Origin of the sequence: Nocardia wallacei, assembly GCF_029869545.1 — a bacterium.
GTDB classification, from domain to species: domain Bacteria; phylum Actinomycetota; class Actinomycetes; order Mycobacteriales; family Mycobacteriaceae; genus Nocardia; species Nocardia wallacei_A.
In genome coordinates, this window is the sequence record NZ_JARWQD010000120.1 from 1 (window position 1) to 11,307 (window position 11,307).

Annotated in this window: 9 protein-coding genes and 1 pseudogene; 5 read left to right on the forward strand and 5 right to left on the reverse strand. The window is 70.8% G+C overall.

Translation table 11 applies throughout. From position 1 onward, the window contains the following. Positions 1 to 54 precede the first annotated feature (54 nt). A pseudogene (locus QH290_RS09600) lies at positions 55 to 708 on the reverse strand (UvrD-helicase domain-containing protein); the annotation flags it as partial. Positions 709 to 1,012: 304 nt separating this feature from the next. Between QH290_RS09600 and QH290_RS09605 the strand changes: the two are divergent. Then, on the forward strand, positions 1,013 to 1,303 hold the full coding sequence (locus tag QH290_RS09605) for a chorismate mutase (protein WP_280262962.1): 291 nt from the start codon (positions 1,013 to 1,015) through the stop codon (positions 1,301 to 1,303). 85 nt (positions 1,304 to 1,388) lie between these two features. Here the strand turns inward: QH290_RS09605 and QH290_RS09610 are convergent, their stop codons facing one another. After that, complete coding sequence (locus QH290_RS09610) at positions 1,389 to 2,840, reverse strand: NAD-dependent succinate-semialdehyde dehydrogenase (protein WP_280382592.1); 1,452 nt, start codon at positions 2,838 to 2,840, stop codon at positions 1,389 to 1,391. A 107-nt stretch (positions 2,841 to 2,947) separates the two neighbouring features. Here QH290_RS09610 and pgi point away from each other — a divergent pair, with 107 nt between their 5' ends. Beyond that, positions 2,948 to 4,585, forward strand: coding sequence for a glucose-6-phosphate isomerase (pgi, locus tag QH290_RS09615; protein WP_280382593.1), 1,638 nt, complete (start codon positions 2,948 to 2,950; stop codon positions 4,583 to 4,585). Between the two features lie 6 nt (positions 4,586 to 4,591). Here the strand turns inward: pgi and QH290_RS09620 are convergent, their stop codons facing one another. Beyond that, positions 4,592 to 6,211, reverse strand: a complete 1,620-nt coding sequence (locus QH290_RS09620) for an acyl-CoA dehydrogenase family protein (RefSeq protein WP_280382594.1) — start codon at positions 6,209 to 6,211, stop codon at positions 4,592 to 4,594. 32 nt (positions 6,212 to 6,243) lie between these two features. Next, positions 6,244 to 6,855, reverse strand: a complete 612-nt coding sequence (locus QH290_RS09625) for a TetR/AcrR family transcriptional regulator (protein ID WP_280262954.1) — start codon at positions 6,853 to 6,855, stop codon at positions 6,244 to 6,246. Positions 6,856 to 6,944: 89 nt separating this feature from the next. Between QH290_RS09625 and QH290_RS09630 the strand changes: the two genes are divergently transcribed. Next, positions 6,945 to 7,712, forward strand: coding sequence for a crotonase/enoyl-CoA hydratase family protein (locus QH290_RS09630; RefSeq protein ID WP_280262951.1), 768 nt, complete (start codon positions 6,945 to 6,947; stop codon positions 7,710 to 7,712). A gap of 177 nt (positions 7,713 to 7,889) precedes the next feature. Beyond that, positions 7,890 to 9,122: a hypothetical protein gene (locus QH290_RS09635; protein WP_280382595.1), complete on the forward strand. Its 1,233-nt coding sequence runs from the start codon at positions 7,890 to 7,892 to the stop codon at positions 9,120 to 9,122. 18 nt (positions 9,123 to 9,140) lie between these two features. Here the strand turns inward: QH290_RS09635 and QH290_RS09640 are convergent, their stop codons facing one another. Continuing rightward, the gene (locus QH290_RS09640; RefSeq protein ID WP_280382596.1) at positions 9,141 to 9,827 is read right to left on the reverse strand and encodes a pyridoxamine 5'-phosphate oxidase family protein; all 687 of its coding nucleotides are present in this window, start codon (positions 9,825 to 9,827) and stop codon (positions 9,141 to 9,143) included. A 34-nt stretch (positions 9,828 to 9,861) separates the two neighbouring features. Here QH290_RS09640 and pdxR point away from each other — a divergent pair. Continuing rightward, the coding region (gene pdxR, locus QH290_RS09645) for a MocR-like pyridoxine biosynthesis transcription factor PdxR (protein WP_280382597.1) at positions 9,862 to 11,307 on the forward strand (1,446 nt) is incomplete at its 3' end.

Below are 11,307 nucleotides of genomic sequence, written 5' to 3' on the forward strand. Positions count from 1 at the left end.
ATCGTCTAAGTCCAGGGGGTTGGCCGCGCGCAGCCGCGGCTGGTTTTCGGGTTAGACCTCGGCGACTATGGGGGGCAGCTCGCTCTCGTCGTATTCCCCCTCGGCCGTGGCGGTTTCGGGGTCGGTGAGCTCGTTCTTGAGGTTCGAGATGGCGGTGGCCAGCAGGCGCGGCGAGTACTTCTTGGGGTCGAGATTCAGGTCGCGCCCGATCATGGCCAGCAGGCGGCGCGAGTCGTCGGCGTCGTAGATGGAGAAGTTGGAGTTCAGGCCCGGCACCAGGGCGGCCTGGGTGCGCAGGATGCGCACGCAGCTGGCGTGGAACGTCGACACCCACATGGTGGTCGCGCGCGGGCCGACCAGACCGATCACCCGCTCGCGCATCTCGGCGGCGGCCTTGTTGGTGAACGTGATCGCGAGGATCTGGCCCGGTGTCACGCCGCGGGCGGCGAGCAGATAGGCGATGCGGCGGGTGAGCACGGCCGTCTTGCCCGAGCCGGCGCCGGCGACGATCAGCAGCGGCGAACCGGTGTGCGTCACCGCCGCCCGCTGCTGCGGATTCAGCCCCTCCAGCAGGCGTTCGGCCTGCTCGGCCCCGTCGGCGCGCTGCCGCTCGCCTGCCGACTGCCTGTCCCCCCGGGTCCGCTCCGCATGTTCCGAACCGGCCGGTCCCGAATTCGAGCGCGTCTCGTCAGCCACCGTCGTCTCCATCGTCCATCCACGCTACCGGCGGGCACCGACATCCTGTAGCCCCACCTGGTCTGTGCGGTCCTGGGAACACGAACCGTTTGGCTCCCCTCCGGGCCCGTGGCAGACTGACCACATGACCTGCGCGCTCGCGACCTCTGCTGCTCGGCTGATCACTGGCTATCGTGGTCACCGACCTTGCACCTGAGCGCGGATACTCGACGGGGGACAGTGAAAGACCCACAGGGTCTGTTTCATGGTGAAAGAACCGGACGGTAACGGGGTGGGGCCGCCTGCCGATCCTGGTTCTGACACGAGGAGAGAAGTTATGAGCACCTCTACGACGGAGACCGGGTCCGACGCGCTGCCCAGCAGCGAGGCGGAGATCGACAAGCTCCGCAAGGAGATCGACCGGCTCGACGCCGAGATCCTCGCCGCGATCAAGCGCCGCACCGAGGTCTCGCGGATCATCGGCCGCACCCGGATGGCCAACGGCGGCCCGCGCCTGGTGCATTCGCGCGAGATGAAGGTCCTGGAGCGGTTCAGCGAACTGGGCCAGGAGGGCCACACCCTCGCCATGCTGCTGCTGCGCCTCGGCCGCGGCCGCCTCGGTCACTGACCGACCCCAGACCACGCGGCGTTCGATGAGCACCGCGCCCCCAGGCCGCCCCGGGTGACTTCACCCCGGGGCGGCTTTTCCTGTCCTACGGCAGGGCGATGTATTTGGTGGACAGGTATTCGTCGATGCCCTCGAAGCCGCCCTCGCGGCCGAAGCCGGAGGCCTTGACGCCGCCGAAGGGCGCGGCGGGGTCGGAGATGACACCCCGGTTGATGCCGACCATGCCGGACTCCAGGCCCTCGGCGATGCGCAGGGCGCGGTCCAGGTTCTGGGTGTAGGCGTAGGCGACCAGGCCGTATTCGGTGTCGTTGGCCGCGGCCAGGCCCTCCTCCTCGGTATCGAATCCGACGATCGGGGCGACCGGGCCGAACACCTCCTCGCGCAGGATGCGGGCGTCGGCGGGGACGTCGGACAGGATCGTCGCCGGGTAGTAATAACCCGGACCGCCGGGGGCCTTGCCACCGATGCGAACCTGGGCGCCCTTGGCGACCGCATCGTCGACGAGTTCGGTGACGGTGTCGAGCTGGTCCTGGTTGATCAGTGGTCCGAGCGTGGTCGCCGGGTCGCTGCCGGGGCCGAGCTGCACGTCGGCCATCGCCGCGGCGAACTTGTCGGTGAATTCCGCGCGGACGGAGTTGTGCACGTGGAAGCGGTTGGCGGCGGTGCACGCCTCGCCGCCGTTGCGCAGCTTGGCCAGCATGGCGCCGGTGACCGCGGCGTCGACATCGGCGTCCTCGAACACCACGAACGGGGCGTTGCCGCCCAGCTCCATCGAGGTGCGCAGCAGCCCGTGCGCGGACTTCTCGACCAGCGTCCTGCCGACCTCGGTGGAGCCGGTGAAGGTGAGCTTGCGCAGGCGCGGATCGTTGAGCAGGGGCTCGGTGACCGCACCGGAGCGGCGGCTGGTGATGACCGACAGCACCCCGTCGGGCAGGCCCGCCTCGGTGCACAGCCGGGCCAGCAGCAGCATGGTCAGCGGGGTCGCCGACGCGGGTTTGACGATCATGGTGCAGCCCGCCGCCAGCGCCGGGCCGATCTTGCGGGTGCCCATGGCGAGGGGGAAGTTCCACGGCGTGATCGCCAGGCACGGGCCGACCGGCTGCTTGTGCACCACGATCCGGCCGGTGCCGGTCGGCGCGGTCTGGTAGCGGCCGTGGATGCGGGCGGCCTCCTCGGAGAACCAGCGGAAGAACTCGGCGCCGTAGCGGACCTCGTTGCGGGACTCCTGCAGTGCCTTGCCCATTTCCAGGGTCATCAGCAGCGCCAGGTCCTCGGTGCGTTCGATGATGCGGTCGTAGACGGCGCGCAGGATCTCCGCGCGGTCGCGGGCCGTCGTGGCGGCCCACTCCTGCTGCACCGCCGCCGCGGCATCCAGTGCGCGCATCGCGTCGTCCGGTGTCGCGTCGGCGACGTGGGCCAACGGCTCGCCCGTGGCCGGATTCTCGACCGGAAACGTCGCGCCGCCGGTGGCATCCACCGGCCCGCCGATCCAGAGCTGTGTGGGTACGGACTCGAGGAGTTCACGTTCGGACACCATGTGCCCAGACTATGCCTGTCCTGCCCGGACGTCCGCCGTGCCGGACTGCCGACGACATCACCGACGGTTACCTGCGCGTCCGGAGTGCGGTGAGTAATCTCGCGGGGGTGAGCAGCGACATCACCGCGACGGCGGCCTGGCGGAAACTGCACGATCATCATGCGGCGATCGGGGGGCGGCATCTGCGCGAGTTCTTCGCCGATGATCCCGGGCGCGGGCGCGAGCTGACCGTTCGCGTCGCGGATCTGTGGATCGACTACAGCAAGCATCGCGTGACCCGCGAAACCCTCGATCTGCTGGTCGAATTGGCCGAGGCGGCCGGGGTCGCGCAGCACCGCGATGCCATGTTCCGCGGCGAGCACATCAACACCTCCGAGGACCGCGCCGTCGGGCACGTCGCGCTGCGGCTGCCGAAGGGCGAGTCGATGACCATCGACGGCGCCGACGCCGGGGCCGAGGTGCACGAGGTGCTGCGGCGCATGGGCGAGTTCACCGATGCGGTGCGTTCCGGGCAGTGGCGCGGCGCCACCGGAGAGCGCATCCGGACGGTGGTGAACATCGGAATCGGCGGCTCCGACCTGGGGCCCGTCATGGTGCACCTGGCACTGCGGCACTATGCCGATGCGGGCATCTCGGCGCGGTTCGTCTCCAACATCGATCCGGCGGATCTCACCGCGAAGCTCGACGGGCTCGATCCCGCGACCACGCTGTTCATCGTTGCGTCCAAGACGTTTTCGACGCTCGAGACGCTGACCAACGCCACCGCGGCGCGGCGCTGGCTGGTCGCGGCCCTGGGCGAGGACGCGGTCGCCAAGCATTTCGTGGCCGTGTCCACCAATGCCGAGCGGGTGTCGGCGTTCGGCATCGACACCGCGAACATGTTCGGCTTCTGGGATTGGGTCGGCGGGCGCTACTCGGTCGATTCCGCGATCGGACTGTCGGTGATGGCGACGGTCGGCAAGGAGCGCTTCGCGGAGTTCCTCGCCGGAATGCACAGCGTGGACGAGCATTTCAGGTCCGCTCCCCTGGCGTCGAACGCGCCGGTGCTGCTGGGCCTGCTCGGGGTGTGGTACTCGAACTTCTTCGGCGCGGAATCGCGTGCGGTACTGCCGTATTCGAACGATCTGGCCCGCTTCCCGGCCTATCTGCAGCAGCTGACGATGGAGTCCAACGGCAAGTCGGTGCGCGCGGACGGCAGCCCGGTCGGCGCCGCCACCGGGGAGATCTTCTGGGGCGAGCCCGGCACCAACGGGCAGCACGCCTTCTACCAGCTGCTGCACCAGGGCACCCGGTTGATCCCCGCCGATTTCATCGGATTCGCCCGGCCCACCGACGATCTGCCGACCCGCGACCGCACCGGCAGCATGCACGACATCCTGATGAGCAACCTGTTCGCGCAGACCAAGGTGCTCGCGTTCGGCAAGTCCGCCGAGGAGATCGCCGCCGAGGGCACCGATCCGAAGCTGGTGCCGCACAAGGTGATGCCGGGTAATCGGCCCACCACGACGATCCTCGCGCCGCGGCTCACCCCGTCGGTGGTCGGGCAGTTGATCGCGCTGTACGAGCATCAGGTGTTCGTCGAGGGCGCGATCTGGGGCATCGACAGCTTCGACCAGTGGGGCGTGGAGCTCGGCAAGCAGCAGGCCCTGGAACTGGAGCCGCTGCTGACCTCCGCGGAAGACCCCGCGCCGCAGTCGGATTCGTCCACGGACGCCCTGGTCCGCTGGTACCGCGAGAACCGGTAGGCCCCGCTACAGGGCGGCGCGGGCGAGGATCGCGGAGGTGTCGGCGCCCACCGGAAGGGTACCGAAGGCGATGCCCCAGTCACCGCCGAATCGGGTGGCGCAGAAGGCATCCGCGACGGCGGCGTGGCCGTGGCGGACCAGCTGGGCGCCCTGCAGCACCAGCGCCATCAGCTCGACCACGCGGCGGGCGCGGTATTCGATATCGGACAGGTCGGTGAGTTCCTTGCCGATGCGGTCGATGGCGTCGTCGAGGTGACGGTCGGCGCCGCGGGCCAGCGTCACCTCGTTGAAGTAGGCCTCCACCGTCTCGGGCTGACGGCCCATGGCGCGCAACGCATCCAGCGCCGCGACATTGCCCGAACCCTCCCAGATCGACATCAGCGGCGCCTCGCGATACAGCCGCGGCATGCCGGAATCCTCGACATAGCCGTTGCCGCCCAGGCATTCCAGCGCCTCGGCCGCGTGCACGGGAGCGCGCTTGCAGACCCAGTACTTCGTGACGGCCAGGGCGATCCGGCGCAGCGCCGCCTCCGCGGGATCGGTGGCGGCGCGGTCGGTGGCACCGGCCAGCCGCATCATCACGGTGGTCGCCGCGTCGGACTCGATCACCAGGTCGGCGAGCACATTGCGCATCGAGGGCTGGTCGATCAGCTTGGCGCCGAACACTTCTCGGTGCCGGGCGTGATGGACCGCGTGCAGCAGGCCCACCCGCATGCCGGTGGCCGAGCCGATCACGCAGTCCAGCCGGGTCATGTTCACCATCTCGATGATGGTCTTCACCCCGGCGCCCTCGGCGCCGACCAGCCAGCCGACCGCATCCTCGTACTCGATCTCCGAGGACGCGTTGGACTTGTTGCCCAGCTTGTCCTTGAGCCGTTGCAGCCGCAGCGCGTTGCGGGAGCCGTCGGGCAGCACGCGCGGCAGCAGGAAGCACGACAGCCCGCCCGGCGCCTGCGCCAAGGTCAGGAACATGTCCGACATGGGCGCCGAGGTGAACCACTTGTGGCCGACGATGCGGTAGGTGCCGTCGGATTGCGGCGTGGCCGTGGTGGTGTTGGCGCGCACGTCCGAGCCGCCCTGCTTCTCCGTCATCGACATACCGGCGATGAGCCCGGCCTTGGACGACGGCTCGCGCAGCCCGAAATCGTAAGTGCGGGAACCGAGTAGCGGTTCGTAGCGCGCGGCCAGCTCCGGATTGTGGCGCAGCGCGGGTACCACCGCGTAGGTCATCGAGATCGGGCACATGTGGCCCGCGTCGGCCATGCCCCAGGTGTAGAACTTCGCGGCCCGCGCGGTGTGGGCGCCGGGCCGGTCGTCGAGCCACGGGGCCCCGTGCAGCCCGTGCGCCACCGCGACCTTCATCAGCTCGTGCCAGTAGGGATGGAATTCCACCTCGTCGACGCGATGGCCGTAGCGGTCGTGCGTGTGCAGCACCGGCGGGTACTCGTTGGCCACCCGGCCCCACTCCTGCGCCTCGGATCCGCCTGCGAGCGCGCCCAATTCGCGCACCTCGGCCTCGGCCCAGCCCGCACCCTCCCGGTGCAGTCCCTCGATCAGCGCGGGGTTGCCGGAGAAGTCGAACGGAACGATGGGCGGAACCTGGTTGAACACCTCGTGGGTGGGCATGCGGGGCACTCCTGTCTCTGTGACGCCGATGGTTACGGGCGTCCCTCGGGTTCGTGTAAACCCAAGGCGCGCAATGAGAATTCGATGAGTTCGGGCACCACCGACTCGCTCTGCAGCGCCTCGGCCAGCGGCCCGACCAGGACCTCGCCGATGGCGCCGACCAGGGCGGTGGCGCTGGTGCGCGGATTCTGCGGGGGCAGTTGGCCGTTCGCGACGCCCTCGGCGATCGCCGAGGCGAACGTCTCGGCGAAGGCGCGGCGGAATCGCAGCCGCTCGGTGTCCACCGCCGCGTCGACGGGCTCGGCGAGCAGCACGTAGGCCAGTTTCGGGTTCTTCAGCGCGCGCCCGGCGAAGGTTTCGACCGCGGCGGTGACCCGCTCGACGGCGCTGCCCGCGGCACCGGCCGCCGCGACCGCGGACACCTCCCGGCTGACGACATCCCGGAACACGGCGGTGACCAGTTCGGTCTTGCCGCTGAAGTTCTTGTAGACGGTGCCGGTGGCGACTCCGGCCTCGGCGGCGACCACCGCGATCGACATTCCCGCGAACCCGCGCTCGGAGAGCACCCTGGTCGCGGCGTGCACGATCGCGCCCGCCTGTGCGTCGAGGCGGGCCTGCACGGCGGGGGTCCGGCGGTAGGCCACGCAAGAAGTGAATCATGAATTCATTTCTTGACGCAAGGGGGTGCAGGCTGTTCGAATCGGACGATGACCGGCGACAGCGAGGAGCAGCCGTGAACGTACGAGTCGAGCGCAAGGGTCCGGTCTACACCGTGATCCTCGATCGCCCGCAGGCCCGCAATGCGGTCGACGGACCCACCGCGCGGGAGCTGGCCGACGCCTTCCGGGAGTTCGATGCCGATCCGGACGCCGCGGCCGCGGTGCTGTGGGGCGCGGGCGGCACGTTCTGCGCCGGCGCGGACCTGAAATCCCTGGGCACCGAACGCTCCAACGCCGCCACCGCGGAGGGCGACGGGCCGATGGGCCCGACCCGGATGCGGTTGTCCAAACCGGTGATCGCCGCGGTCGCCGGGTACGCGGTCGCCGGGGGGCTGGAGCTGGCGCTGTGGGCCGATCTCCGAATTGCCGAGCAGGACAGCACATTCGGCGTGTTCTGCCGCCGCTGGGGCGTACCGCTCATCGACGGTGGCACCGTGCGGCTGCCGCGCATCGTCGGCGACGGGCGCGCCATGGACATGATCCTCACCGGCCGCGCCGTGGGCGCCACCGAGGCGCTGCAGATGGGCCTGGTGAACCGCGTCGTCCCGCCGGGCGAATCCCGCAGTGCCGCAGAGGAACTCGCCGCCGAACTGGCCGCGCTACCACAGACCTGCCTGCGCTCGGACCGCATGTCCGCACTCGAGCAGTGGGGCCTGGACGAGGACGCCGCCGTCGCCAACGAGTTCCGCCACGGACTGACGGCCCTGTCCGACGCCGACGGCGCCCTGGCCGGTGCCCAACGATTCGCCTCGGGCGCCGGGCGGCACGGCGCCTCGGCCTGACGGGGGGCGGCAGCCGTCTTCGCGGTAATGGCACCATGGCGTCATGCTGCCGCCACCTCGAACCATGCCGGATAGCGCGGGCACCGAGCGGATAGGACCGCAGGCGAGTCGGCTCCCGGTGCGTTGCCCACGGGCGGGAGATGATGCGCCGCCGGGCTCGGTCGAACGGTGTGATCGATGAGTCGGTTGAGCGTTGTCGATGAGATCTTTCTGCGGGCGCATCGTGGATTGGGGACTCCGATTGCGCTGCAGGGGTTGTGGCGGACCGCCGATCGGGTCGAGCCGGAGGTGCTGGAGCAGGTGCACGGCGCGCTGCGGGGCGGGCCGCTGGGGCGGCGGGTGGTGCGGTCGCGGATTCCGGGGGCGCGGCCGTTGTGGCGGGCCAACGACCGGGCGCATCCGCTGGAATTCGCGCAGCGGCCGATCCCCGCGACCGGTCTGCTCGATTGGGCGGATGCGCAGGGATCCGATCTCGATCCGGAGTTCGGGCCGGGATGGCGGCTGGCCGCGGCGCGGGTCGCGGGCGGCGGGTCGATCGTCGCGCTGACCTGTTCGCACGCACTCGCCGACGGCCGCGGTCTGGTCACCGCCGTCGATCTCGCACTGACCGGTGGTGCTGTTCCGGAAACCGGTGCGGTGCAGTCGGATTGGGCCGACGCCCGGCGCCAGTGGCGCACCGTGGTGGGCCGCACGGCGGGTGCGCTGCGGCGTGGCATCCCGCAGCGGCCCGCGGCACCGGCCGCCCGGGTGTCCGCCACCGCCGGGCGCGCGACACACGGTGCCGTACTGCAGATTCCGGCGGCCGACTGGGATCTGGTCGGCGCGGCGCGCGGCGGCACCGCGAATACGCTGTTCGTCCATCTCGTCGCGAACATCCTGTGGGACAGCGGATTTCCCGAGTCCTCGATCACCGCCAGCCTGCCCGTGGACACCCGCGACGAACCGCGCGTCGACAACGACATGGCGATGACCGAGGTCACGGTGACGCGTGCCGACACCCCGGCCACGCTGCGCGAGAAGTGCCGCGCCGCATACGAATACCGCATGTCCAGCCCCGGCGGCCTCCCGGAGGAACTGCTGCAGGTGCTGCCCGAGCGCGTGGCCTACACGCTGTCACGAGGTGCGGGCGAACGAGACATCCTGTGCTCCAACATCGGTCCGCTTCCGGCCTCGCTGGCCCATCTCGGCCCGCATCGCTGCATCGGTGTCGCGACCCGCGCCATCCACCCCGGCCTGCTCTCCACCGAACTCCCCCGCACCCGCCTGTCGGCCTACCTCTCCCGCTCCGGCCACACCTACACCCTGGCCTTGGTAAGCCTCGATCCCGACCGCATCGAATCCGCCACGGCCCTGGCGGATCTCGCCGCGAGCGCCCTGGACAAACTGGACCTGCCCAACACCGCGTGGTGAACATCTGCGGTCCTGTGGCTACAGCGCCGCCGGGACACCGGATACGCGGGCCAGGACGTGCTCGGGTGTCTCGATGCCGGACGCGAGGTCCGGGGACGGCACGGGGGCGTCGAAGACCCGGCGGACCGGCAGGACCCCGGCCCAGGTATCGCTGCCGAGGTCGTCGGGGTCGTCGCGCGGGCCGCCGGTGCGCATCTTCACCGAGGCCTCGGTGAGGTCGAGGGCGAGCACGGCCGTCGCGGCGAGTTCCTTCTTGGACGGCGAGCGCACGGCGTCCCAGGCGCCCGGTGCCGCGCGCTCGACGATGACGCGCAGCGCATGCAGACGCTCGTCGCGGCCGGTGACCTCCACCGGGCGGCCGTGGATGACCGCCGAGCGGTAGTTCATCGAGAAATGCATGGCCGAGCGGGCGTAGACGATGCCGTCGACGTGCGTCACCGTTACCGAGACATCGCCGGTCATGGCCGCCCGCAGATTGCCCGCACCGGTGGAACCGTGCAGGTAGAGGGTGTCACCGTCGCGGCCGTAGACGGTCGGCAGCACGACCGGGGCGCCGTGCATCAGAACGCCGAGGTGACAGATCATCCCGTCGTCGAGGACCGCGTCCAGCGCGTCGCGGTCGAAGGCGGCGCGCTCGCGGCTGCGGGTGAGCGTGCTGCGTGACGTCGGCGAGAGCGGGGGCCGGGCGGAGGTCGACTCGGTCATGACACCAGCATCCCGGCGGAAATGGCATTATGAAATGGCCAATTCACCGAAGAAATGGAAGACCACTTTGACGGCGCTCGACGAACTGCCGCTGACCGTGGATCGCGACGCGCCCGTTCCTCTGGCCGTCCAGGTTGCCGATCGTCTGCGGGAGGCCGCCACCGCGGGCCGGTTGCGCGGGGGCGACCGGCTGCCGTCCTCGCGGGCGCTCGCGACCCGGCTGGGTGTCAGCCGCACCGTGGTCACCGCGGCCTACGACCAGTTGCACGCCGAGGGCTGGCTCACCGGCAGGCACGGATCGGGGACCTTCCTCACCGCCTCCCCCGACCCGGCGCCGAGCCCTCCCGCCGCACCGGACGAATCCGAATGCGACACTCTCCGATACGATCTCGCGCCGGGCACGCCGTGCGTGGAGGCGATCGACCGCGCCGCGTGGCGCCGCGCCTGGCGGTCGGCCTCGGATCGAATCCCGCTGGCGCGCAAGGACAGACGAGGCGAACCGGACTATCGGGCGACGGTCGCCGAACAACTGCTCCGCCACCGCGGGCTCACCGCCGGGAGCGACACCGTGGTCCTGGCCACCGCGGGAACCGGTGCCGCCGTGGGCGAGCTGGCGGCCGCGCTGCTGCGCCCCGGCGATACCGTGGCGATGGAGGATCCGGGCTATCAGCGTGCGGTGGGGGCCTTCCGGGCGGCGGGCGTGCGGGTGGTGCCGGTGCCGGTCGATGGCGACGGACTTCGGGTCGACAGGATTCCGCGCGGGGTCGAGGCCGTGTATTGCACTCCCGCCCACCAGTTCCCGCTCGGCGCGCGCATGCCCGCGGCCCGGCGCATCGAGTTGATCGAATTCGCCCGCCGCGCCGGAATTTTCGTCATCGAGGACGACTACGACGGGGAACTGCGCTACGACACCGCCCCGTTGCCGATGCTGGCCACCCTCGCGCCCGATACCGTCGTCCACCTGGGGACGACGTCCAAGATCCTCAGCCCGACACTCGGCGTCGGGTGGCTGGTCGCGTCCCCGGCGACAGCGAAAGCCGTAGTGACACACCGGGAGTCCACCGGCACCGGACCGTCGCCCGCGGGCCAGCAGGTCCTGGTCGAACTCGCCCGGCACGGCGACCTGATGCGCCACCTGCGCCGACTCCGTCGTGAGATGCCGCCGCGCCGGGCGCTCGTGGTCGACGAGTTGCGCGGCGGCGGTCTCGAGGTGGTCGGCGACGACGCGGGATCCCACCTGCTGGTGCCGCTGCCGTCGGCGGCCGCCGAGGAACGCGCCATCGAGGCCGCCCGCCGCCGCGGCGTCCTCCTCGACGGCCTGAGCCGCCACTACCTCGGGCCGCAACGCAGTTTCGGTGTCCCGCTGGGATATTCGTCCCTGTCGCGCGCAGACCTGCGCGGGGGGGGGGGGGGAGACCCCCCCCGCCGCCGCGGCCCCCCCCCCCCCCACGCCCGCCCCCGCCCCCCCCCCCCCCCCCCG

Bases quoted from the DNA above. Each gene is read 5' to 3' on its own strand.
- QH290_RS09605 (WP_280262962.1), top strand. From the start codon at position 1,013: ATGAGCACCTCTACGACGGAGACCGGGTCCGACGCGCTGCCCAGCAGC.
- QH290_RS09610 (WP_280382592.1), bottom strand. From the start codon at position 2,840: ATGGTGTCCGAACGTGAACTCCTCGAGTCCGTACCCACACAGCTCTGG.
- QH290_RS09620 (WP_280382594.1), bottom strand. From the start codon at position 6,211: ATGCCCACCCACGAGGTGTTCAACCAGGTTCCGCCCATCGTTCCGTTC.
- QH290_RS09635 (WP_280382595.1), top strand. From the start codon at position 7,890: ATGAGTCGGTTGAGCGTTGTCGATGAGATCTTTCTGCGGGCGCATCGT.
- QH290_RS09640 (WP_280382596.1), bottom strand. From the start codon at position 9,827: ATGACCGAGTCGACCTCCGCCCGGCCCCCGCTCTCGCCGACGTCACGC.